The organism is Pseudomonas sp. SDO5591_S426, from assembly GCF_054070755.1.
Genome location: NZ_JBSVXD010000020.1, coordinates 12,544 through 36,139 on the forward strand (window position 1 = coordinate 12,544; position 23,596 = coordinate 36,139).

Consider the following 23,596-nt stretch of genomic DNA (forward strand, 5'->3'; position numbering starts at 1 on the left):
CGCCAGCATGAAAACGTTGTTCAGCCTGTTGCTGACCGTCATCGCTACCTCGGCCATGGCCGCCGAAATCGAGCCACCCGCTGTCCAGTACAACCCCGCGCAGCCACTGGACATCGCCAAGGTGGTTTCCGTATCGGATACCGCGACCGCGTGCGGGGTTGTGCCGGCGACGATGGTGTACGTCGATCATCAGGGCCAGACCCGCCGCGTGACGTACGAAGTCATCGGCGATTGCACCAGCAACCTTTGATCAATGGCTCATAACAACGTCCACGTGTAGCTGAGGATCAGACGGTTTTCGTCGATGTCGCTGCGGTAATTGGAACGCGCCATCGCATTGCGCACGCGGATACCCAGGCCTTTGAGGCTGCCGCTTTGCAGCACATAGCCGATGTCCAGGTCACGCTCGCGATCCTTGCCTTCATAGCCCTTGCCGGTGTCGACATTGTTGCCGCTGATGTAGCGCACAGTACTCGTCAGCCCCGGCACGCCGAGTGCCGCGAAATCGTAGTCGTAGCGCGCTTGCCACGAGCGCTCATCGGTGTAGGCGAACTCATAGGTCGGCACTTCGTTGCCCAGTGGTGAGATGTTGGCAAACACCCGTGGAAATGCGCTGTCGCCAAACATGCCCTGATAGCCGACGTAAAACGTATGGCCACCCCGCTTGGCCGATAGCAGCGAAAAGAACGCCTGGTTATCGATATTGCCCAGCAGCTTTTTGCCGTCCTCGCGCGAATCGTAGTAACCGAGATTGGCGCCGAGAACCCAGTCGCCCACCGGCTCGCTGTGCTTGAGGCCAAGGAAGCGCTGGTTATAGATATCTTCCAGTTGCCCGTACCACGCGCTGACCGAAGTGCGCTTGTCATTGAAGGCATAATCGGCGCCGGCAAAATTGAATCCGTCACTGCTGACCTGACGCTGCGGAACATGGCCGAGCATGGCTTGCATCTTTTCGTCACCGGCCTCGTTGCGCAGGCTGGTTGAACTCAGGTGACCACCCTGCAGCGTCAGGCCGCTGATCTCGTTGGAGGTAATGCTTGCGCCCTGGTAACTCGGCGGCAGCAGGCGAATGTCACTGAACGCCAACACCGGTAGATTGGGTTGCAACTCACCGACTTTCAGCTCGGTTTTGGAGTAGCGCATTTTCAACGCGCCTTCGAGACGGCTGTAGTTGTCCGGCGCACGGCCGTCGTCCTGCACCGGCAACAAGCCCGTATTGGTCCGGTCCGGGGCGCTGTCGAGCTTGAGGCCGAGTAAGCCAATGACGTCCACACCAAACCCGACGGTGCCTTGGGTGTAGCCGGATTTCACGTTGAGAATGAAGCCCTGCGCCCACTCTTCAGCCTTCGACTGTTGATTGGCGCCGACGATGTCGGAAAAGTCGCGACTGAAGTAATAGTTACGCGCCTGCAAGTTCGCGGTGGTGTCTTCGATAAAGCCTTTTTCAGCAGCCATCGCGCCTGTGGAAAAACTCGAGGCGACAGCCAGGGACAACGCAGAACCGGTTGTTGGGAAAATCTGTTTCATTGTCTTTCTCTTATTGTTATTGATCGACAGGTTGAACAACTACAGTTGCAGTGGATTCGCGACGGGGAACAGGACGACGGGCGTTTAACAGCACATGGGTGACCATGCCGAAAATCAGCCCCCAAAATGCGGCGGACAATCCAAACAGCGACATGCCCGACGCGGTGACCAGAAAGGTCACCAACGCGGCTTCACGATCGTTCGGCACTGCCATCGCCCCCGCCAAAGCCCCAGCAATCGCGGCGAACAGCGCCAATCCGGCCAGTGCGGCGATCAGCTCTTTGGGGAATGCGGAAAACAGCGAGACCAGCGTGGCGCCGAAGATCCCGAACAGCAGGTAACACAGGCCGCCGACAACCCCGGCCACGTAGCGCTTGCGCGGATCTTCGTGGGATTCGCGACCGGTACAGATCGCCGCCGTGATCGCCGCCAGATTCAAACCATGGCAACCGAACGGCGCCAGCAACGCCGTACCCAGCGCGCTGCTGGCAATGATCGGGCTCGCCGGCGTCGAGTAACCACTGGCGCGCAGCACCGCCATGCCGGGCACGAACTGGCCGGTCAGCGCCACCATCACCAACGGCAAGGCGATGTTCAGGATCGCGCCCAGGCTGAACTCGGGCGTGATCCACACCGGCGTGGCCAGGCCGATCACCAGCGCTTCACGATGCAAATCACCGGTGAACGCAGCAATCGAACAGCCCACCAACAGCACCATCAACACCGCATAACGCGGCATCACCCGCTTGCAGATCAGGTACGTGGCAAACATCGCCAGCACCAGCAGCGGCTTGCGTTGCATCGACACGAACAACCCGGTGCCGAAACTGAAGAGGATGCCCGCCAGCATCGCCGCCGCAATCGCTGCGGGCAGCTTGCTGATGATCCGGTCAAACGCCCCCGAGATCCCGACCACGAAAATGATCAGGCTGCTGATCAGGTAAGCACCCACGGCCTCTGCCATGGAGATGTCCGGCAGCAGCGCCACCAGCAACGCCGAGCCCGGCGCCGACCAGGCGATGATCACCGGAACGCGGTAGCGCAGGCTCAAACCGATACCCAGCACCGCGCTGCCGATGGAGATCGCCCAGACCCAGGACGACAACACTTCCCGCGAGAGATGGGCCGCTTCGGCCGCCTGAAAGATGATCACCAACGGACCGGCGTAGGAAATTACCGTGGCGATGAATCCAGCCACGGCGGCGGACAACGAAAAGTCCTGGAAGAACGCTTTCATGACTCAGGCACCGGTCGCGGAGAGCGCTGGGCTGACACTGGAGGCGCTGCGTCGGCTGCTGATGGCGAACACGGTCATGGCGAGGGCCGCCACCGCACCGGGCAAGGCAAACGCCATGAAGTTCAGTTGTAGCGGCAGGCTGATCCCGAGCAAGGCACCGCCCAGCAATGGACCGACGATGGCTCCGTTGCGCCCGATGCCCGAGGCCCAGCCCAGCCCGGTGGAACGGATGGTCATGGAATAGAACTGCGCGGCGCAGGCGTACAGCAGAATCTGCGAGCCAATGGTGGTGGCGCCGGCAATGGCGATCAGCAGGTACAACACCGGCATCGGGCTGTTGAAACCCAACAGCGTGATCGACACCGCCGCCATGGCGAAAAACACCGCCAGCACTTTCGGCAGATTGAGTTTGTCGCCTAACACTCCGCCGCCGACCGCGCCGAAGATCGCCCCGAAGTTCAACATCAGCAGGAACGACAGGCTCGAACCGAGGCTGTAACCGGCGTTGGCCATCAGTTTCGGCAACCAGGAACTCAGCGCGTACACCATCAACAGGCAGCAGAAAAACGCCAGCCACAACATCAGCGTGCGCAGCGCTCGGCCCTCACGGAACAACTGCAGAACGGGCGTGCCCGTGCCCTTCACTTCGGCCATGTGCAACTGATCGGAAGGCTGCGCAACGTAGGCCGGATCGATGCGTTGAAGAATGTCGCGTGCTTCTTCATCGCGCCCCTGACGCAACATGAACCCTACCGATTCGGGCAGGAAGTACATGATCAGCGGCAACAACAGCAACGGCAGGACCGCCACGTAAAACACCGACTGCCAACCGAAACTCGGGATCAGCACAATGCCCAGCCCGGCGGACAACATGCCGCCGACCGAATAGCCGCTGAACATGATCGCCACCAGCGTGCTGCGGATTTTCTTCGGCGCGTACTCGTTCATCAGCGCCACGACGTTAGGCATCACACCGCCAATGCCGAGCCCGGCAATGAAACGACACAGGCCAAACTCGGTGGGGTTGCGGGCAAAGCCGTTGAGCACGGTGAAACCGCTGAAGAGCATCACGCAGATCGTGATGGCTTTTTTACGACCGATCCTGTCCGAAAGCGGTCCGAAAAACAGCGCGCCGAACATCATGCCGAACAGCGCATAACTGCCCAGTGCGCCGGCTTGCAGAGGGCTGAGCCCCCACTCTTTCATCAGCATCGGCAAGACCACGCCGTAGATCACCAGATCGTAACCGTCGAAGATGATGATCAGGGCGCACCAGAACAGCACCATCCAGTGAAAGCGGTTGAAACGAGCGTTGTCGATAACCTCATGTACGTCGATCTTGCGCATGGCATTTATCTCTTGTTGTTGTTTTTTTAGAGCGTGGGTATCACGGCTTACGTCCGTACAGCCGAGGGTAGAGCCACCAGGCGCGGGTCAATATCCGCATTGCGCAGACCACTATCCGTTTTGTGCAGGGCCCTGAAACGGGCATGGGAACCGAGGGAATTGCCTCTCTCCGATAAACTGTCTTCTTCGCGATCGCATTTGAACGCTAAGCTTGGGCCTATGGATGACTCAGATTACTTACGCCTGCTGACCATCGCGGCCGAGCAAGCCAACGCGTTCCTGTCCAATGCCCGCAAATGGGAGCGTGAGCGTTGGGTCTGTCAGCGCCTGCTGCAAGGGCTGAACATTCCCTATCGCGCCGACGAATTCGCCCCGGCCGGAGAGCCGCCGGACGTGTTGTTTCGCGACGCCAGTTTCGAGGTGTTCTTCGTGCTTGATGAGGGCCGGCGCCTCAATGATGAATGGCGAGATGAGCTGCAACGTCGACGTAGCGCATTCTCCTTGAGCCAATTGGTAAGACGCGAAGCCAAGCCGCGACGCATCCCCGCCAACGAGTTCTTGCTGCGACTGGCACCGACCTTGCGCAAAAAAGCGCACAACTACAAAGAACGCGGTATGGACCTGGGTGAGCTGGACATCATCGCCTTCGCCAGCCTCAAGCGCGAAGTGCTGGACCTCAACAGCCATTTCCCGCCGCCTACGGAATACCTGCGCCAGGGTTGGCGCTCGCTTTCGCTGGTGGGTCCGACCTTCGCCCGTGTGCTGTTTGCCCATCCTGATGCACCGGACTTCCTGCGCAGCAACCTGGGACGCAGCATCGTTTTCGATGTCGGGATCAGCCTGTGAGTCCGTTGCAGGAATTGATTGCCCATGTCCCGCAAACCGGCCGCGTACGCTGGATCGGCGTGCGCCCGGAGCGTCACGCGCCGATGATCGAACTGGACGCTGTGGAAGCGCGGCTTGAAGCCGGTTTGACCGGTGACCGCGCCCAGCCCGGCGTACGCAACGCGCGGCAGGTAACGCTGATTCAGTGGGAACACTTGCCGGTCATCAGTTCGCTGATGGGCCGCCCGGCGGATCAACCGATCCGGCCTGAAGATCTGCGGCGCAATCTCGTTATCAGTGGGATCAACCTGTTCAGCCTCAAGGGGCGACGCTTCCGGATTGGCCAGGCGATTTTCGAAACCACCGGCTGGTGCCAGCCCTGCGCGCGCCTGGAAAACAACCTCGGCAGCGGAACGTTCCAGGCCGTGCGCGGGCATGGCGGAATCACCGCTCGAGTGTTACAAAGTGGCATCATTCGCCTGGAAGATACGGTGAGCGTCGAGCCCTTGCCAGAGAGCGGCTATGCTCCGTTCATCGCGGGATAACGCCCGTTGTAGCTTCATCACATTTAGCAACGTCTACCCCTGACGAGGCCCGATATGACCAGCCGCCTGAACCCTGACGACCAGAAGCATGTCGAAGCGTATCTGCAACTGTCCCAACACCGAGTCGAGCGCCGGCCATTCCGGCCGTGGATGCTCCTGGTGATGGTGCTGGCAGTGACCATTGGTCTGGGCCTGTTGAGCCGACTTATCAGTTACCTGACGCTATGAGCTGCCTTGCGCTCGCTTGGGTAACCGTACCGATTTCTTTTAGCCTTGCGAGTTATCCCCATGTCCCATCGTATTGTCATTGTCGGCGGCGGCGCCGGCGGTCTGGAGTTGGCTACCCGTCTGGGTAAGACTCTGGGCAAGCGCGGCACGGCCAACGTCATGTTGGTCGACGCGAACCTGACCCACATCTGGAAACCGTTGTTGCACGAAGTCGCGGCCGGTTCCCTGAACTCTTCCGAAGATGAACTCAACTATGTTGCCCAGGCGAAATGGAACCACTTCGAGTTCCAGCTGGGGCGCATGAGCGGGCTCGATCGCGCGAACAAGAAAATCCAGCTGGCCGCGACCTATGACGAAGCCGGGCTGGAACTTGTGCCAGCGCGGGAAGTACCTTACGACTCGCTGGTGATTTCCGTCGGCAGTACCACCAACGATTTCGGCACCCAGGGCGCGGCGCAGCACTGTCTGTTCCTCGACACCCGCAAACAGGCCGAGCGTTTCCATCAACAATTGCTCAACCACTACCTGCGCGCCCATGCCGGGCAAACCGACGCGGTCGAGCAAATCAGCGTGGCCATCGTCGGCGCCGGTGCTACCGGGGTCGAACTGGCAGCTGAACTGCACAACGCCGCCCATGAACTGGCGGCCTATGGCCTGGACCGGATCAAACCGGAAAACATGCACATCACCCTGATCGAAGCCGGGCCACGGGTGCTGCCGGCGCTGCCTGAGCGGATCGGCGGACCTGTGCATAAAACCCTGGAGAAACTCGGGGTCAACGTGATGACCAACGCGGCGGTCAGCGAAGTGACGGCGGACAGCCTGATCACCGCCGATGGCAAAGTGATCAACGCCAGCCTGAAAGTCTGGGCGGCGGGGATTCGGGCACCGGGTTTCCTCAAGGACATCGATGGCCTAGAGACCAACCGCATCAACCAACTGCAAGTGCTGCCGACACTGCAAACCACTCGCGACGAAAACATCTTTGCCTTTGGTGACTGCGCTGCTTGTCCGCAACCGGGCACCGACCGCAACGTGCCGCCGCGCGCCCAGGCAGCGCATCAACAGGCGTCGTTGCTGGCCAAATCGCTGAAGCTGCGCATCGAAGGCAAGGCATTGCCGGAGTACAAGTACACCGACTACGGCTCGCTGATCTCGCTGTCACGTTTCTCGGCTGTGGGTAACTTGATGGGCAACCTCACCGGCAGCGTGATGCTGGAAGGCTGGCTGGCGCGGATGTTCTACGTGTCGCTGTACCGCATGCACCAGATGGCGCTGTACGGACCGTTTCGCACGGCGATGCTGATGCTGGGGAGCAAGATCGGACGCGGGACCGAGCCGCGTCTCAAGCTGCACTGATGTAAAACCTGTGGGAGCTAGCTCCCACAATTTCTATCTGAAGAAATTACACCCGAAACCGCCGCACCATCCCCTGCAACGCATTCGCCAGTTGCGACAACTCATGGCTCGATGCGCTGGTCTGATCGGCCCCGGTGGCAGAACGCACCGACAAGTCGCGAATGTTCACCAGATTACGGTCCACCTCACGCGCCACTTGCGCCTGCTCTTCGGCCGCGCTGGCGATCACCAGGTTTCGCTCATGGATCTCATGCACGGAAGCCGTGATGGTTTGCAACGCCTCGCCTGCGCGCTCGGCCAGGACCAGCGTGCTGGCAGCACGCGAAGCGCTGGAGTTCATCGCCTCAAGCGCCTGGCTCGACCCATCGCGCATGCCTTGCACCATTTGCTCGATTTCCTGGGTCGATTGCTGCGTGCGATGGGCCAAGGCGCGCACTTCATCGGCCACCACAGCAAAACCTCGACCACTCTCCCCCGCCCGCGCCGCTTCAATGGCCGCGTTCAGCGCCAGCAGATTGGTTTGCTCGGCAATGGCGCGAATCACATCCAGCACCTTGCCGATATCCTGCGACTGATTGGCCAGGGACCGCACCAATTCCCCGGTACTTTGCACGTCATGGGCCAGCGAACTGATCGCGCTGGCCGTCTCGCTGACTCGTTCCTGCCCCAGATGCGCCGACTCACTGGACTGGCGAGTGGCATCGGAGGTGGACACGGCGTTACGAGCGACCTCTTCCACAGCGGAGGTCATTTCATTGACCGCCGTGGCCGCCTGCTCAATTTCGTTGTTCTGTTGTTGCAGGCTCTGATTGCTGTCGAGGGTAACGGCGTTCAATTCATCGGCAGCCGTGGCCAGTTGCGTCGCGGAGCCGCTGATGCCTTGCAGGGTTTCCCGCAAATTCTGCTGCATGGTCGCCAATGCCTTGAGCAAACGGCTGACTTCGTCGTTGCCATGGGTTTCGATCGGGCGAGTCAGGTCGCCCTGCGCCACATGTTCCGCTGCGCTCACGGCTTCACTCAGCGGACGCACGATGCTGCGGGTCAATAACATCGCCAGGGCAACAGTCGCCAACGCCGCGAGGGCGATAAACAGGCTGACGATCGTGCGCGACGTTTCGTAGTGTTCTTTGGATTTCTCGCTCTCTGCCGCGACTTGTCGGCTAAACAGTTCCGCCAGGTCACTGAGTTGCTTGCCGGAGCCGTCGACCACGGTCTTCATATCCACCAGCAGCAGCTTGGTCAGCTCGTCGCGACGGCCTTGTTCGGCCAAGGTGAAGGATTGGGCAATACCGGCGCGATAGGCTGTGAAGGTGTTTTTGAATTGGTCGTACAACGCCTTGCCTTCAGCCGTGGTGACCAGCTTGTCGTAGGCGGCGATTTTGTCGCTCAGCTCCTTGTCCCGGGTATCCATCTGGCTGCGGTATTGCGCGATGTTCTTCGGATCCGGGTCCAGCGCCATGCGCAAGGAAATGGTGCGAATGCGCAACATGATTTCGCGTATTTCATCACCGCCGCGAATGCTCGGCAGCCATTGTTTCTCCACCGCCACTTCACTCTCGCGAATGCTCGACATCTGCCCCAGCGCAAAAATCCCGAGCAGCGCTACAAGCACCGCGATCAAGGCAAAACCCAGTGCGGCACGGGGGGCAATATTCAACTGACGCAGAAACATAACGAGTGCCTTTGTTTTTATTGGCTTGAGTGGAGGCGCTGTCGCGCACCGGTAGCTCGTTATCGGCAAGTTGTACGATGACTAAAGAGATGGATGCACTTTTTCGAAGGCAAAAAAAATCCCCGTATCTTTCGATACGAGGATTTTTAATATGGTCGGGGTAAGGGGATTCGAACTCCTGACATCCTGCTCCCAAAGCAGGCGCGCTACCGGACTGCGCTATACCCCGGTAAAAAAAAGGCACCTTTGAAAGGCGCCTTCTTCGATCAGTGCTTTTGGCCTCTGATCTTAAGATTCGATTCCAGCGCTAACTGGTTTCAAAAATGGTGGGTCGTGTGGGATTCGAACCTACGACCAATTGGTTAAAAGCCAACTGCTCTACCAACTGAGCTAACGACCCAAAAATGGTCGGGGTAAGGGGATTCGAACTCCTGACATCCTGCTCCCAAAGCAGGCGCGCTACCGGACTGCGCTATACCCCGGTTTGAAATTGGCTCCGTGACCAGGACTCGAACCTGGGACCCAATGATTAACAGTCATTTGCTCTACCGACTGAGCTATCACGGAACTACACATTTCAATTTACAACGGTGAAGCTTTACTGCGTTCTCTTCGACCCGTTCGCATCGCTGCGTTCGTGTGTCTGAGGCGCGCTATTCTACAATCTTAAGCACCTCTGTCAACCCCCTAAATTGCTTTCAAGTTAATGATTTGCAACTTATTTCAGATTTCCGCTTGGGGAGCAGAAACCCTACCGGGTGACTTACTGCGGGGCGCACTTTACAAGCCTTTTCCTTTAAGTTCAACAGCCTGGCGAAAAAAAGGCCTCGCAATGCGAGGCCTCCTTTTTTGTACTGCCGTTTGGACTCAGTTGAAAACGATTTCGTCGTTTTCCACTGTACCCACAGCCGTGTCTCCCGGCATGAAGCGACCGGACAGAATCAGCTGTGCCAGCGGGTTTTCGATCCAGCGCTGGATCGCCCGTTTCAGTGGCCGCGCGCCGTACACCGGGTCGTAACCGACCGCGATCAGCTTATCCATGGCCTCTGGGCTCAACTCCAGCTTCAACTCGCGCTCAGTCAGACGACTGCGCAGACGACTCAACTGGATCTCGGTAATGCCAGCGATCTGATCCCGCGCCAACGGCTCGAAGATCACCACTTCGTCGACCCGGTTGATGAACTCCGGCCGGAAGTGGCTGGAAATCGCATCCATCACCGCTGCACGCTGCGCTTCACGATCACCGACCAGCTCCTGGATCTGCACCGAGCCCAGGTTGGAGGTCATGACAATCACGGTGTTCTTGAAATCTACCGTGCGGCCATGGCTGTCGGTCAGGCGACCGTCTTCGAGCACTTGCAGCAAGATGTTGAACACATCCGGGTGCGCCTTCTCGACTTCGTCCAGCAAGATCACCGAATAAGGCTTGCGACGCACCGCCTCGGTCAGGTAACCGCCCTCTTCATAGCCTACATAGCCTGGTGGCGCGCCAATCAAGCGAGCCACGGAATGCTTCTCCATGAACTCGGACATGTCGATCCGCACCATCGCCTCTTCGGTATCAAAGAGGAACTCGGCCAGTGCCTTGCACAGCTCGGTTTTACCGACACCGGTCGGGCCGAGGAACATGAACGAACCACTCGGGCGATTCGGGTCGGACAACCCGGCACGGGAACGCCGCACTGCGTTGGAAACCGCGACCACCGCTTCGTCCTGGCCGATCACACGCTGGTGCAACAGGCTTTCCATCTTCATCAGCTTGTCGCGCTCGCCTTCGAGCATCTTCGACACAGGAATACCGGTCCACTTCGAGACGACTTCAGCGATCTCTTCTTCAGTCACTTTGCTGCGCAGCAACTGGTTCTCGGCTTTGCCGTGCTGATCGACCATTTGCAGGCTGCGCTCCAGGTCCGGGATCACCCCATACTGCAATTCAGCCATGCGGTTCAGGTCGCCTTTGCGGCGCGCGGTTTCCAGTTCCTGACGGGACTGTTCAATCTTCTGCTGAATCTGCGCAGAACCCTGAACCTCGGCCTTTTCCGAGTTCCAGATTTCTTCGAGATCCGAGTACTCACGCTCAAGACGAACGATTTCTTCCTGGAGTTTTTCCAGACGCTTGATCGCCGCTTCGTCGCTTTCTTTCTTCAGTGCCTGGGATTCCACCTTCAACTGAATCAGGCGACGTTCCAGACGATCCAGTACTTCCGGCTTGGAGTCGATTTCCATGCGGATGCGGCTGGCGGCCTCGTCGATCAGATCGATGGCCTTGTCCGGCAACTGACGGTCAGTGATGTAGCGATGGCTGAGCTTGGCCGCCGCGATGATCGCACCGTCGGTGATCGCCACCTTGTGGTGAACTTCGTAGCGTTCTTTCAGGCCACGCAGGATCGCGATGGTGTCTTCTTCGCTCGGCTCATCCACCAGCACTTTCTGGAAGCGTCGTTCAAGCGCCGCATCCTTCTCTATATATTGGCGATACTCGTTGAGCGTGGTCGCACCGACGCAATGCAGCTCACCGCGAGCCAAGGCAGGCTTGAGCATATTGCCCGCATCCATCGAGCCTTCGCCTTTACCGGCGCCGACCATGGTGTGCAGTTCGTCGATGAACAGAATGATCTGCCCTTCCTGCTTCGACAGTTCGTTCAGCAGCGACTTGAGCCGCTCTTCGAACTCACCGCGATACTTGGCACCGGCAATCAACGCCCCCATGTCCAGGGACAGCAAGCGCTTGCCCTTGAGGCCGTCCGGCACTTCACCGTTGATAATGCGCTGGGCCAGGCCTTCGGCGATGGCGGTTTTACCGACGCCAGGCTCACCGATCAGCACCGGGTTGTTCTTGGTACGGCGTTGCAGGACCTGGATGGTCCGGCGAATTTCGTCGTCACGGCCGATCACCGGATCGAGCTTGCCGTCTTCGGCGCGCTTGGTCAGGTCGACGGTGTACTTATCCAGCGCCTGTCGCGCTTCCTCGTGGTTCGGGTCGTTGACAGCCTCGCCACCACGCAAGTTATTGATCGCGTTTTCCAGGGCTTTCTTGCTCACGCCCTGACCGAGCAACAGCTTGCCGAGCTTGCTGTTTTCATCCATGGCGGCGAGCAGCACCAACTCGCTGGAAATGAACTGGTCGCCCTTCTGCTGGGCCAGGCGATCAGCCTGATTGAGCAGGCGCGCCAGATCCTGCGACATGTTGACGTCGCCGGTCGGGTTCTGGATTTTCGGGAGCTGGTCGAGCTCTTTGGTCAGCTCTTTACGCAAGCTGTTGACGTCGAAGCCCACCTGCATCAACAGGGGCTTGATCGAGCCGCCCTGCTGTTCGAGCAAGGCCTGCATCAAGTGCGCCGGCTCGATGGCCGGATGATCGAGACCGACGGCCAGGGATTGGGCATCGGACAACGCTAACTGCAATTTGCTGGTTAAACGGTCTATACGCATGGGTCACCTTCCTTTTGAGCAGGCCGGACCTATAAAACATCCTGAATGAAGAAACCTGCCAGATACCACAATAGATGTGGTCAATTCTGGGAGTTTCAAGCGTCGTGACGTTGATGCAGGTCAGGAAAGTCTAGCGCTCGAGCCAGATCAAGGAAGCAAATCGACCAGTGCGGGGCGCACGGCGGAAAGAAAAGAAGCGCGGATCTGTCACGGTGCAGAAACCACCGCCATAGACTGCAGTCACACCGCGAGCCGCCAGACGCAGACGCGCCAGCTTATAGATGTCGGCCATGAACTTGCCGGCATTGACGCTTGGCACAAAGGCTTCAGCTGCTTGCGGCAACTGCTGTACGAAGGTTTCGCGCACTTCCGGCCCGACTTCAAAGGCTTGCGGGCCAATGGCCGGACCGAGCCAGACCAGCACGTCGGCAGGTGGCACGGCCAGACTGTCGAGCGTGGCTTCCAGCACACCCGCCGCCAATCCGCGCCAACCGGCATGGGCCGCCGCAACGCGAGTGCCGGCACGGTCGCAAAACAATGCTGGCAGGCAATCGGCGGTCATTGCTGCGCAAGCGATGCCGGGGGTGGAGGTCCAACTGGCATCAGCGGTGACTACCTGACTTGGGTCGGCATGGGCCACGACAATGCCGTGGACCTGCTGTAACCAGGCCGGTTGAATAGAGAAGTGATCGGTAAGACGACGGCGGTTCTCGGCGACAGCTTCAGGGCTGTCGTCGACATGGTCGCCGAGGTTGAGGCTGTCGAACGGCGCCAGACTGACGCCGCCCGCACGGGTGGTCACACAGGCTTTCACCCCGGCCGGCGCGGGCCAGTCAGGAATCAGCCAGTCACTCATCCGATGAACGCCTCGCGGTCTTGCTTGAGCAGGGTCAGCAACCAGACGAAATCTTCTGGCAACGGCGATTCCCAGCTCATGCGTTGACCGGTGGTCGGGTGATCCAGCTCCAGGAAACGCGCATGCAGCGCCTGACGCGGGAAATTTTTCAGCGACTCGACCATGGTCGGGTTGGCTGCCGGTGGAATTCGGAAACGACCGCCATAGGCAGGATCTCCGACCAACGGGAAGTTGATGTGCGCCATGTGCACGCGAATCTGGTGCGTACGACCGGTTTCCAGCTTCACCCGCACGTGGGTGTGGGAGCGGAAACGCTCGAGCACGCGGTAATGGCTGACGGCTTGCTTGCCACCTTCCATCACGGCCATGCGCTGGCGCTGCTGGCCGTGACGACCGATCGGCGCGTTGATTTTGCCGCCGGCGGTTACCACACCAATCACGATGCACTCATAGATGCGGCTGACACTGCGGCTCTGCAACTGTGTAACCAGCTGCGTCTGCGCCTGAATGGTCTTGGCCACCACCATCAGACCGGTGGTGTCCTTGTCCAGACGGTGCACGATACCGGCGCGGGGCACATTGACGATGTCCGGCACGTGGTGCAGCAAAGCGTTGAGCAAGGTGCCGTCGGCGTGACCGGCAGCCGGGTGAACCACCAGGCCCGCAGGCTTGTTGATCACCAGGATGTCGTCATCTTCGTAGACGATGTCCAGGGCAATGTCTTGAGCGACCCATTCGCCCTGAGCTTCCTGCTCGGCAGTGAGTTCAAGAATGGCGCCACCGTGAACGATGTCTCGCGGGCGGATAACCGCCCCATCCACAGTCAGGCGGCCGTCTTTGATCCAGGCGGAAAGGCGCGAGCGCGAGTGCTCAGCGAATAATTGTGCGGCGACTTGATCGAGGCGTTGGCCGCCCAATTCGGACGGCACCTCTGCGCGAAGTTCAATTTTATCGGACATGCTCAGACTAGGCGTCGGCACAGCCTTTGGTTTCGGCTGCGCGCTTGTGGTTAAATACGGCGTCTTTTGCCCCGAGGCTATTCAACGGGGCGCTCATCATAACAGGACGGCCACGCCCAAGACAGCGGCCGTCATAGGGACGCAAGCCGCCATGCAAGTGAAACACCTGCTGCTGATCGCCATCCTCGCATTGACCGCTGCTTGCTCATCGAAGGAAGTCGTAGACGAAAACCTGAGTGAAGTCGAGTTGTACCAACAGGCCCAGGCCGATCTGGACAACAACAGCTACACCAGTGCCACCGCCAAGCTGAAGGCTCTGGAGTCGCGTTATCCGTTCGGTCGTTATGCTGACCAGGCTCAACTCGAACTGATCTACGCCAACTACAAGAACGCCGAACCGGAAGCTGCCAAAGCCGCTGCCGAGCGTTTCATTCGTCTGCACCCACAGCACCCGAACGTCGATTACGCCTACTACCTCAAGGGCCTGACTTCGTTCGACCAGGACGTTGGCCTGCTGTCGCGCTTCCTGCCGCTGGACATGACCAAGCGTGACCCGGGTGCCGCGCGTGACTCCTATAACGAGTTCGCCCAGCTGACCAGCCGCTTCCCGAACAGCCGTTACTCGCCTGACGCCAAGCAGCGCATGATCTACCTGCGCAACCTGCTGGCAGCCTACGAAATCCACGTTGCCGACTATTACCTGACCCGTCAGGCCTATGTCGCTGCCGCGAACCGTGGCCGCTACGTGGTGGAAAACTTCCAGGAAACCCCTTCGGTCGGCGACGGCCTGGCGGTGATGACCGAGGCTTACCAGCGTCTGCACCTGGACGAACTGGCAGCCACCAGTCTCGAAACCCTGAAGCTCAACTACCCGAACCACCCAAGCCTGGTTGACGGTCAGTTCGTGCCGTCGGTTGCCGAAGCCGACAACCGTTCGTGGCTGAGCAAGGCCACCCTGGGCCTGATCGAATCCCGTCCGCCGCTGCCGCCGGGAGAAACCCGCGCCAACCAGGACGTGCAGAAGCAGTTCCAGGACGCGAAAGACGCGATTCCGAGCGATCTCAAGCCTAAAGACGAAAACGGCGATGTGATCGAAGAAGAAGATCACGAAGCGGAAGGCAACAACGATGACCGTTCGTGGTTCAGCTACATGACCTTCGGCGTGTTCGACTGACACGACCGGCGGTACGCAAAGGGAGACTCTTGAGTCTCCCTTTTTTGTTGCCGTTTTTTTGTGTTGAGCAATTGCACTGTGCGCCTGTCATGTCCCCGGCTAAACTGCCGGTTCATCAGCCAATAAAGCAGCTCATCATGCTTCGTTTATTATTCTGGATCGCCGTGATTGCCGCCGCCGTGTGGTTCTGGCGCAAGTACAAAAGCGCGGCTGCCGTACCCAAGTCACCTGCCGAACTGGAAGCGGCACCGATGGTTCGCTGCGCCCATTGCGGCGTGCACCTGCCCCGCGATCGCGCGCTGAACCTTCAAAAACAGTGGTATTGCAGCCAGGCTCATCTGGAGCAAGGCCCCGGCTCCAGTGATCGCTGAGGCGTCCAGTCACAGCGACAAACAGGCCCAGCGACTGCTGCGCCTTTACCATCTCTACCGTTTAAGCGTCGGCATCATCCTGGTGCTGCTGATCTCCAGCAACATGGACAACCGGTTGCTGGCCTCGGCCAATGACGACCTGCTGCGCTCTGGCAGCTGGTTGTACCTGGTGCTGAACATTCTGCTGGTGGTGTTCTTCGAGAACACCCGCCATCCAGCGCAACTGTTCAGCCTGGCGCTGCTCGACGTACTGCTGCTGTGCGGCCTGTTCTTCGCTGGCGGCGGCGTGGCCAGCGCCATTGGCAACTTGCTGATCGTTTCGGTGGCTATCAGCAATACGTTGCTGCGAAGGCGCATCGGCCTGTTGATTGCCGCCGTCGGGGCGATCGGCATTGTCGGCTCGAGTTTCCTGTTGAGCGTCAGCCATCGCGCCAATCCCAATGACTATTTGCAGGTCGGCACCCTCGGCGCCCTGTGTTTTGCCGCAGCCCTGCTGGTGCAAGGCCTGGTCCGACGCCTGGAAGTCAGCGAAACGCTGGTGGAGCAGAAGGCCAGTGAAGTCGTCGGCCTGGAAACGCTCAATGCGCTGATCCTGCAACGCATGCGCACCGGCATTCTGGTGCTCGACGAGCAGCGGCGCGTGCAATTGGCCAACCACAGTGCCCTGACGCTGCTCGGCTGTGACCGACTCGAAGGCCAACTGATCGACGACCACCTCCCGGCGCTTGTCGATCGCCTGAGCCTGTGGCTCAGCAACCCGACCCTGCGCCCGCAAAGCCTGAAAATCGCCAGCAGCGGCGTTGAGCTACAGCCCAGCTTCATAGCACTGGACCCCAGCCCGCAGCATCAGACGCTGATCTTTCTCGAAGATCTCGCCCACATCGCGCAACAAGCCCAACAACTGAAACTCGCCGCCCTCGGGCGCCTGACCGCCGGCATCGCCCATGAAATTCGCAATCCACTGGGCGCCATCAGTCATGCCGCACAGCTATTGCGCGAATCTGAGGAACTCAACAGCGCGGATCAACGTCTGACCCAGATCATTCAAGATCACTCCCAGCGCATGAATCGAGTCATCGAAAACGTCCTGCAACTGTCCCGCCGCCAGCAAACCGTGCCGCAACGGTTGGACCTGAAGCCGTGGCTGCTACAGTTCGTCACTGAAACCCGCGAGGGCGCGACCGAGCGCCAGCAGATTCATCTGCACATCGCTGCGGGAGACTTCAAGACCTTGATGGACCCGAACCAGTTGAACCAGATTCTCGACAACCTGATTCGCAACGGCTGGCGCCACAGCGCCCAGAACCACGACCAGGCACAGGTCTGGCTTGAGTTGTTCATCGACCCCGACAGCCAGTTGCCAATCCTTGAAATCCTCGACGACGGCCCCGGTGTGGCCACGGACCATCAGGCGCAGCTGTTCGAGCCTTTCTTCACCACCAGTCACCAAGGCACTGGCCTTGGGCTGTATCTGTCCCGTGAGCTGTGCGAAAGCAACCAGGCCCGCCTAGACTTCAAACCACGCCAAGGCGGCGGCTGCTTTCGCATCACTTTTGCTCACGGACGGAAACAAAGTTGAACATGGGCCCACGGCAAAAAGTCTTGATCGTCGACGACGAACCGGACATTCGCGAACTCCTGGAAATCACCCTGGGACGGATGAAACTCGATACCTACAGCGCGCGCAACGCCGGCGAGGCCCTGGCCCTGCTCAAGCGCGAAACGTTCGATCTGTGCCTGACCGACATGCGCCTGCCGGATGGCACCGGCCTTGAGCTGGTGCAACACATCCAGCAACGTTACCCGCAAGTTCCGGTGGCGATGATCACTGCTTACGGCAATGTCGACACGGCAATTAACGCCCTCAAGGCCGGCGCCTTCGACTTCCTGAGCAAACCAGTGGACCTCCCCCGCCTGCGGGAACTGGTCACCAGCGCCCTGCTCCTGCCCGTTCCCGGCGCTGCCCTTGATCGGCGCTTGCTCGGCGATTCATTGCCCATGCGCAATTTGCGCAAGCAGATCGACAAACTGGCGCGCAGCCAGGCGCCGGTGTACATCAGCGGCGAATCCGGCAGCGGCAAGGAATTGGTGGCGCACCTGATCCACGATCGGGGGCCTCGCGCCAATCAACCCTTTGTTCCGGTCAACTGCGGGGCGATTCCGTCGGAACTGATGGAAAGCGAGTTTTTCGGCCATCGCAAAGGCAGCTTCAGCGGTGCCATCGAAGACAAACCCGGCCTGTTCCAGGCCGCCCATGGCGGCACGCTGTTCCTCGACGAAGTGGCTGACTTGCCGTTGCCGATGCAGGTCAAATTGCTACGGGCCATTCAGGAGAAAGCCGTACGCAGCGTCGGCGGACAACAGGAAGAGGTGGTCGACGTACGTATTCTTTGCGCGACCCACAAAGACCTCGGCGCCGAAGTCGCTGCCGAGCGTTTTCGCCAGGATTTGTACTATCGCTTGAACGTGATCGAGCTGCGGGTTCCGCCGCTGCGCGAACGTCGAGACGATATCGAACCGTTGGCCGGCCATGTGCTCAAGCGCCTGGCGGCCGACACCGGCCAGCCGGAAGCAAAACTTCACCCGCAAGCACTCGATGCGTTGAAAAGTTACCGCTTCCCCGGAAACGTCCGGGAACTGGAGAACATGCTCGAACGCGCACACACGCTTTGCGAAAACAAACAGATTGAAGCGGGCGACCTGCGACTGGCCGAGGGCAACTGTCATCCGGAAGGAGGCGTGCCGGATCTGACGCAGATCGACAATCTGGAAGCGTACCTGGAAAACGTCGAACGCCAGCTTCTTCTGCAAGCCCTGGAAGAAACCCGCTGGAACCGCACGGCGGCGGCTCAGCGGTTGAATCTTTCATTCAGGTCGATGCGGTATCGGCTGAAGAAATTCGGGTTGGATTGAGGGCCTTGAATCTGGCTTAGATCCGCCCCGTCGGCGCATACGGCGTCGGATCAATGATCGGCGTCCTGCCCAACATCACATCGGCAAACAACTGACACGACGCCGGTGCCAGCACCAAACCATTACGAAAGTGTCCGCAGTTCAGCCACAACCCGTCAAACCCAGGCACCTGGCCAATGTACGGAATGCCTTCCGGCGAGCCCGGCCGCAAACCGGCCCAATGCCCGACCACTTCGGCGTCGGCCAGTGCCGGAATCAACTCCACCGCCGAGGCCTTGAGGCTTTCAAGAGCCGACTCGGTAGTGGTCTTGTCGTAACCCTCATACTCCAGCGTACTGCCAATCAGAATGTGCCCGTCGCGCCGGGGAATCGCATAACGCCCCTTCGCCAGCACCATACTCGGCAAAAAATCCGCCGCGCACTTGTAGAGAATCATCTGCCCTTTCACCGGTTCGACCGGTAATTCCAGGCCCAGGCTTTTGAGCAGATCGCCGCTCCAGGCACCAGCGGTCAGCACCACTTGATCGCCATGGATTACACCTGTGGAGGTCTGCACACCGACAACTTTTTCGCCTTCGCGAACAAATCCACTGACTTCGCACTGCTCATGAATCGTCACGTTCGGCAGCGCCTGCAATGCAGCCTTGAGCGACTTCACCAAGCGCGGATTACGCACATTGGCTACATCAGCCATGTAGATGGCTCGGGAAAAACCACCGCCCAGCACCGGCACCGCGTCGTGAGCCGCCGAGATATCCACAGCCCGCAACGGCCGATTCTCCCTCGCAGCCCAAGCCAGCGCCTCGGCTTCGTCGTCCAGATCCAGCCAGTACAGGCCGGTGGTGTGCACTTCGGGATCGACTCCGGTAGCGGCAAACAAATGCTCGCCCAGTTGTGGATAAAAATCCTGGGACCAATGGGCCAGTGCGGTGACTGCCGGGTTGTAGCGCCACGGGTAGAGCGGCGAAACGATGCCACCCCCCGCCCAAGACGACTCCTGACCGAGGTTCGAACGGTCCAGCAGCACAACGCTCTGCACTTCGGACGCGAGATTGAAAGCCGTCAGCAGACCGATTACCCCACCGCCGACAATCACCACTTGCTGTTGCCTGGTCATATTCTGATCCAACCGATAAATAGACAGTGGACGCAAAAGGCGCCCGAAAAGAAAACTCAGCGACCCCAGCAATCCTTGGTGGTCAGGCCGGCCGTGGCGTTAACCATGCTGCGCACGCCAGTATTGGTAATCGTGAAATCACCGCACTTGTCCGTCGCCATGGATGTACCCGCCTTGCGCACCGCCGTCAGCAAAAAAGTCTGGTCGGTCAGCGTCGACGTGATGGTGTAGTAGTCATTGCCGGGGCTCAGGCCCGCAGCACCGGTATAGACATTTTTTTGCGAATAGAAACGCTCGAGAATCTGTGCCTGCTCGGAGAGCAGACCGGCCACTTCGGTACGACGACCCTTCTTCAGGTATTCGGTGAAGCTCGGGGCAGCAATGGTCATGACAATCCCGATGATCGCAATCACGATCATGATTTCGATCAGGGTAAAACCGCGGTTGGATCTGTGCATGCCTCAACTCTCACTTACTGTATTTGTCGCCACATGATGCGACGGCTGCCGCCGCCGGATTTTTCCACCAGCGTGGTGATGCCGCCACTGGAATCGTTCACGACCTTGCGGGTCGCGCCATTGACGACGGCATTCAACGTCGGGATGCCGCCGGTAAAAATCACGCCGCTGGACACCGTGTCGGTGCTGTCGACCACGCCGTCGCCATTGGTGTCGAGCACCGCGTAGTTGAGCATCTTACCGCTGAACGCATCGAGTTCGACCAGTTTGCCTGTGCCAAAACTTGCGCAAGGGTCGGTGGTGTCCACGCTGGCCGTGGTGAAGATGATCCGCCCGAGTACCAGGCTGGCCTGATTGATCACCCTCTCGCCCGTCAGCGCGTTGTTGTAAACCAACGGCAAGTACCAACCCTTTTCCGCCGGATAGGTCACCTCGTTCTGGCTGGTGGTGATGAACTGGCCGGAGCTCCCCGAGAACACACCGGCCACAGCCTGGGCCTGCAAACTCGACGTGGTGATCTGCCCGGAACCACCGTCCGCGTCCCACACCGCGTAGAACGCCTGCAAATCCTTGTTGGTCTTGTCCGCCGTTTCGTTGAATTTCCCGGTGCCGAAAAATACCACTTTGCCGCCCAGGGAATTGTCCGCCAGCAAGGGCTGCGCGGTGATCGGCTGAGTCGCGCCTCCCGCTGCGGTGAACAACGGCTTGCCGGAAAACGCCACGCCCCAGCTATCTGTGGTCGTGCCGCTCAGATCAAACTTCCACAGCCGTCCCTTCAAGTCACCGCCATACGCGGCCTGCACCACGTTCTGCGAGTTGACCTTGAGCTTTACCGAGGACAAACCATTGGTGGTTTCACTGCTATCGACGACGATTTTTTTGATCAGCGAGCCATCGCGAATATCCACCACATACAACGCCGCCACGCCGGAGTTGCTGCCGTAGCCGTTGGAAATAAACGCGGCCCATCGACCATCGGCCAAGCGTGCCACTTCCGGACGGGCGTAGGCATAACCCAGATCATTGAAAGCGTTTGCCGTGCTGGCGGTGGCAGGTGCACTGATTTCCCACAGCGCTTTGGTGACATTACCGGCCGAGGCGTCGAACAGTTGCAACGCATAGAAGGTTCTCCCGCCCGCCCCGGTTCCGCCGAGCGCGAGGGTTTTCCAGGCACTGTTGAGTTGGGCATCGAACACGCCGACCTGTCCGTCCACCAGAAACTTGTGGCTGACGCCGTTGATGTACGTGGTATCGGCGATATAGCGCAAAGATGGCAACACGCTGGACGGCATGTAGGCATAGCGCCGGGTGCCGTTTGCCGAGTTGATGACGTTTACAAAACCGTCGTTGGCGTTGACCACCAGGCTGGCGCTCATGTTGGCCGACTTGGTTGCCAGATAGGTGCTGTAGGTGGTGTCGCCGGAAAGATCAGATGCGGTTTTATCCGTAGGTGAAGCCAAAGCCAACGGAGAGTTGATGATGTCCCCCAGCAGCACACTGCGCACTTTCAGACCGGTTTTGTTGGTGCCCTTGCTCCACTCCACCAGATCGCTGCCGGTGATGCCTGTAGGAAGTCCTTGATTGAGAATGGTTTGCTGGGCTGTGGAAAAATTGGCATAGGCCAAGGTCACTGCCGTGTTGGTTTGGTTGTTCCAGGACTGATAGGTCGGTGCAGTGGCTGCGGGCACTATGGCCGTGTCAGTGGTCCACAGCACTGCACTGGTATTAACCGCGCCGCTCGGGGAGAAACCATAGGACTTGATCGTGCCCCGCCAGTCCTTGGGGTCGTAACTGGTCTGGAAGTAACTGGTGCCGCTGGCGAGAATCGTTCCGCTTGTGGTGCCGCTGCCGCCGGAACCTGCCTTGGACGTGATTTCACTCAGAGCCGAAGACAACGCGGCGTTCAACCCGGCGCTGTCGGTGGCCTGGTAGTACTTGCCCTGACCGTAACTCGCGGCGTCCGACAGCATCTGGTTCGCCGCGGTAAAACCCACGGTGTAGGTGTTCATGTTCTGCTTCGGAAAATCGGCGGCATCCCAGCTTTTGCCCGCAAGGTCGGTGCCGGTCGAGCGCATATCGATGTCGAAGGCGAATTTGGCGATGTCATCCAGATAAAGTGCATCGCCTTCTTCGTCCCCTTTTTCCGGAGCATTTCCATCGTTGTTAACACTGTCCCAATTGGGTAGTCGAGGACCTCCTTTGGTGGAGGCCTGGGGATCATCGCTTGGGAAAGTCCGGTCGAACGTGGGTAAACCGTCAGTGACCACTACCCCGTAGTTTTTCTGGCAGCGATACTGGATCGGGCTGGTGTAAGTGGTAGGTGCAGTGTTGTAGAACGGCGCCATGCCACGCATGTAACGGGTCACTTCGTAATAGGTCTTCGCCAATGGAGTACTAGCGACAGCGCTCAAGCCATTGATCGAGTTGATCAATGCGTTGTAGTTGGCATCTACAGACAAATCACCGATCGCCCTGGCAATGTAACCACCACTGCCAAGGTTGTTACTGGTGGGCAGATTGAAGGTCGCAAGACCGATGCGCAGCGTGCGATTACTGAAGACCAGACTTCTGGAAACATCCCGAGCCACATCCATCCGGTAGTCGTCAGGTATGGCATTGGCGCCCGAGGTGAAGTCCCGATTCGAACCATTAGCAAGCGCCAAGAGATAAGCAAGGTAGTTAGCGGAGTATCGCGTGTTTTCATTGCCCACCGGGTCGGGCAGTTTCAGGCAAATCGGTGTCAGTCCAAGAAAGCCGCGATAAAAACCGTACCAATTACCGTTGGTCGAACACCCGCCCCGGTTCAGGCTCGACAAAGAAATATTGGCGTCACTCATGTTCAGATTCTCGCCGCCGACACATGAAAAATTGGAACTGCACACCGCAATCTGCGCCCGGTTGACCGTCGGATCGAACCCCGGCGCCCAGATGATGTTATTCATGCTCCCCGAATTGTCGATCATCAACATCACGTTCGGTGCGACTGCGGCGGCACTCAACAACGGCGAGTCCGAAGGCGTAAAGGCGTAGGCCGGCGCTCCCAGATACAGCGCCAAAACAGCACCACAAAACATCTTCCAGAGGCGCGCGCGCGTTTCAGTACTTCGCATAAATACTCTCCACCACACTGCGCGAGTTACCCGCGATGCCCACTGCGGTCACCCGGTACAACGTTGCCGACGTATTGCTTGGAACGTTCACCGCCGTCAGTGTGGTGCCAATGTTTTGCACGCCATAAAAACCGGTGCCGGAAGCGATCCAGGTCACTCCAGAAGTGGAATTGAACCCGGCGGCCCTGACCGTCGACGACTCGGTCGGCGGCGCGCACTGGCTGGTGCCGTTGCACACCGCCAATGAATAGCTGTCGAGTTGCACCGCACTTTCACCGACGCGCAACGCCGCTTCGGCGCCCTGGAACGACTGATTGCGCAAGCTCACACTGCCGGCCATTTTTTCCTGCAGGGTGGCGTTCTGCATCGATGAAAGGCCAATCAGCGTCAGCAGCAACAGGAACACCAGGCTGACCAGCAACGCCATGCCACGCTGGCCATGATCAGTGACGGGAGAAAATTTCAT

At 59.2% G+C, this 23,596-nt stretch carries 20 protein-coding genes, 4 tRNA genes and 1 pseudogene; 9 read left to right on the plus strand and 16 right to left on the minus strand.

What is annotated here, in order from left to right; all coding sequences use genetic code 11:
* Nucleotides 1-7 precede the first annotated feature (7 nt).
* The gene (locus ACW9JC_RS06795; RefSeq protein WP_457454298.1) at nt 8-250 is read left to right on the plus strand and encodes a DUF2790 domain-containing protein; all 243 of its coding nucleotides are present in this window, start codon (nt 8-10) and stop codon (nt 248-250) included.
* Between the two features lie 8 nt (nt 251-258).
* Here ACW9JC_RS06795 and ACW9JC_RS06800 read toward each other — a convergent pair whose 3' ends face one another.
* Genes ACW9JC_RS06800 through ACW9JC_RS06810 form a run of 3 tightly spaced genes read right to left on the minus strand, consistent with a single transcriptional unit; the run spans nt 259 to nt 4,111 of the window.
* A complete protein-coding gene (locus tag ACW9JC_RS06800) occupies nt 259-1,527 on the minus strand; it encodes an OprD family porin (protein WP_457454299.1) in 1,269 nt (422 codons plus the stop codon).
* Between the two features lie 16 nt (nt 1,528-1,543).
* Complete coding sequence (locus ACW9JC_RS06805) at nt 1,544-2,764, minus strand: benzoate/H(+) symporter BenE family transporter (protein ID WP_457454301.1); 1,221 nt, start codon at nt 2,762-2,764, stop codon at nt 1,544-1,546.
* A 3-nt stretch (nt 2,765-2,767) separates the two neighbouring features.
* A complete protein-coding gene (locus tag ACW9JC_RS06810) occupies nt 2,768-4,111 on the minus strand; it encodes an aromatic acid/H+ symport family MFS transporter (RefSeq protein WP_457454302.1) in 1,344 nt (447 codons plus the stop codon).
* A 219-nt stretch (nt 4,112-4,330) separates the two neighbouring features.
* Here ACW9JC_RS06810 and ACW9JC_RS06815 point away from each other — a divergent pair, with 219 nt between their 5' ends.
* The 4 genes from ACW9JC_RS06815 to ACW9JC_RS06830 are packed head-to-tail and all read left to right on the plus strand — an operon-like array spanning nt 4,331 to nt 7,068.
* The gene (locus ACW9JC_RS06815) at nt 4,331-4,957 is read left to right on the plus strand and encodes a DUF1780 domain-containing protein (RefSeq protein WP_007970534.1); all 627 of its coding nucleotides are present in this window, start codon (nt 4,331-4,333) and stop codon (nt 4,955-4,957) included.
* On the plus strand, nt 4,954-5,481 hold the full coding sequence (locus ACW9JC_RS06820) for an MOSC domain-containing protein (protein ID WP_457454303.1): 528 nt from the start codon (nt 4,954-4,956) through the stop codon (nt 5,479-5,481). Before ACW9JC_RS06815 ends, ACW9JC_RS06820 begins: the two co-directional genes overlap by 4 nt.
* Before the next feature lie 54 nt (nt 5,482-5,535).
* The gene (locus ACW9JC_RS06825; RefSeq protein ID WP_338583115.1) at nt 5,536-5,709 is read left to right on the plus strand and encodes a DUF3094 family protein; all 174 of its coding nucleotides are present in this window, start codon (nt 5,536-5,538) and stop codon (nt 5,707-5,709) included.
* 60 nt (nt 5,710-5,769) lie between these two features.
* Nucleotides 5,770-7,068 (plus strand): NAD(P)/FAD-dependent oxidoreductase, encoded by a 1,299-nt coding sequence (locus ACW9JC_RS06830; RefSeq protein WP_457454304.1) that lies wholly within the window; start codon nt 5,770-5,772, stop codon nt 7,066-7,068.
* 46 nt (nt 7,069-7,114) lie between these two features.
* Here the strand turns inward: ACW9JC_RS06830 and ACW9JC_RS06835 are convergent, their stop codons facing one another.
* The 9 genes and pseudogenes from ACW9JC_RS06835 to rluD all read right to left on the minus strand — a co-directional run bounded on the left by ACW9JC_RS06835 (nt 7,115) and on the right by rluD (nt 13,987).
* Nucleotides 7,115-7,978, minus strand: a complete 864-nt coding sequence (locus ACW9JC_RS06835) for a methyl-accepting chemotaxis protein (protein WP_457454325.1) — start codon at nt 7,976-7,978, stop codon at nt 7,115-7,117.
* Nucleotides 7,970-8,740 (minus strand): annotated as a pseudogene (locus ACW9JC_RS06840) (MCP four helix bundle domain-containing protein); the annotation flags it as partial. The gene ACW9JC_RS06835 and the pseudogene ACW9JC_RS06840, both read right to left, overlap by 9 nt.
* A gap of 152 nt (nt 8,741-8,892) precedes the next feature.
* Nucleotides 8,893-8,969 (minus strand) — tRNA-Pro (locus ACW9JC_RS06845).
* Nucleotides 8,970-9,064: 95 nt separating this feature from the next.
* Nucleotides 9,065-9,140 (minus strand) — tRNA-Lys (locus ACW9JC_RS06850).
* Between the two features lie 5 nt (nt 9,141-9,145).
* A tRNA-Pro gene (locus ACW9JC_RS06855) sits at nt 9,146-9,222 on the minus strand.
* A 9-nt stretch (nt 9,223-9,231) separates the two neighbouring features.
* Nucleotides 9,232-9,307 (minus strand) — tRNA-Asn (locus tag ACW9JC_RS06860).
* Nucleotides 9,308-9,607: 300 nt separating this feature from the next.
* Nucleotides 9,608-12,172, minus strand: coding sequence for an ATP-dependent chaperone ClpB (gene clpB / locus ACW9JC_RS06865; protein ID WP_338583119.1), 2,565 nt, complete (start codon nt 12,170-12,172; stop codon nt 9,608-9,610).
* Between the two features lie 130 nt (nt 12,173-12,302).
* Complete coding sequence (pgeF, locus tag ACW9JC_RS06870) at nt 12,303-13,028, minus strand: peptidoglycan editing factor PgeF (RefSeq protein ID WP_457454307.1); 726 nt, start codon at nt 13,026-13,028, stop codon at nt 12,303-12,305.
* Nucleotides 13,025-13,987 (minus strand): 23S rRNA pseudouridine(1911/1915/1917) synthase RluD, encoded by a 963-nt coding sequence (gene rluD, locus ACW9JC_RS06875; protein WP_047533394.1) that lies wholly within the window; start codon nt 13,985-13,987, stop codon nt 13,025-13,027. Before rluD ends, pgeF begins: the two co-directional genes overlap by 4 nt.
* Before the next feature lie 151 nt (nt 13,988-14,138).
* On the opposite strand from rluD, the gene ACW9JC_RS06880 reads away from it, so the two are divergent.
* The 4 genes from ACW9JC_RS06880 to ACW9JC_RS06895 all read left to right on the plus strand — a co-directional run bounded on the left by ACW9JC_RS06880 (nt 14,139) and on the right by ACW9JC_RS06895 (nt 18,445).
* Entirely contained in the window at nt 14,139-15,161 is a 1,023-nt protein-coding gene (locus ACW9JC_RS06880; protein ID WP_338583123.1) for an outer membrane protein assembly factor BamD, read from the plus strand.
* Between the two features lie 137 nt (nt 15,162-15,298).
* A complete protein-coding gene (locus tag ACW9JC_RS06885; RefSeq protein ID WP_338583125.1) occupies nt 15,299-15,532 on the plus strand; it encodes a PP0621 family protein in 234 nt (77 codons plus the stop codon).
* Nucleotides 15,522-17,111 (plus strand): sensor histidine kinase, encoded by a 1,590-nt coding sequence (locus ACW9JC_RS06890; protein ID WP_457454308.1) that lies wholly within the window; start codon nt 15,522-15,524, stop codon nt 17,109-17,111. The genes ACW9JC_RS06885 and ACW9JC_RS06890 overlap by 11 nt, the downstream gene beginning before the upstream one ends.
* A 2-nt stretch (nt 17,112-17,113) precedes the next feature.
* On the plus strand, nt 17,114-18,445 hold the full coding sequence (locus ACW9JC_RS06895; RefSeq protein WP_457454309.1) for a sigma-54-dependent transcriptional regulator: 1,332 nt from the start codon (nt 17,114-17,116) through the stop codon (nt 18,443-18,445).
* A gap of 16 nt (nt 18,446-18,461) precedes the next feature.
* On the opposite strand, the gene thiO is transcribed toward ACW9JC_RS06895, so the two are convergent.
* Genes thiO through ACW9JC_RS06915 form a run of 4 tightly spaced genes read right to left on the minus strand, consistent with a single transcriptional unit; the run spans nt 18,462 to nt 23,596 of the window.
* Complete coding sequence (gene thiO / locus ACW9JC_RS06900) at nt 18,462-19,562, minus strand: glycine oxidase ThiO (protein WP_457454311.1); 1,101 nt, start codon at nt 19,560-19,562, stop codon at nt 18,462-18,464.
* Nucleotides 19,563-19,618: 56 nt separating this feature from the next.
* A complete protein-coding gene (locus ACW9JC_RS06905; RefSeq protein ID WP_448109358.1) occupies nt 19,619-20,020 on the minus strand; it encodes a type IV pilin protein in 402 nt (133 codons plus the stop codon).
* Nucleotides 20,021-20,034: 14 nt separating this feature from the next.
* Nucleotides 20,035-23,130 (minus strand): pilus assembly protein, encoded by a 3,096-nt coding sequence (locus ACW9JC_RS06910; RefSeq protein WP_457454313.1) that lies wholly within the window; start codon nt 23,128-23,130, stop codon nt 20,035-20,037.
* Nucleotides 23,117-23,596, minus strand: a complete 480-nt coding sequence (locus ACW9JC_RS06915) for a pilus assembly PilX family protein (RefSeq protein WP_457454314.1) — start codon at nt 23,594-23,596, stop codon at nt 23,117-23,119. Before ACW9JC_RS06915 ends, ACW9JC_RS06910 begins: the two co-directional genes overlap by 14 nt.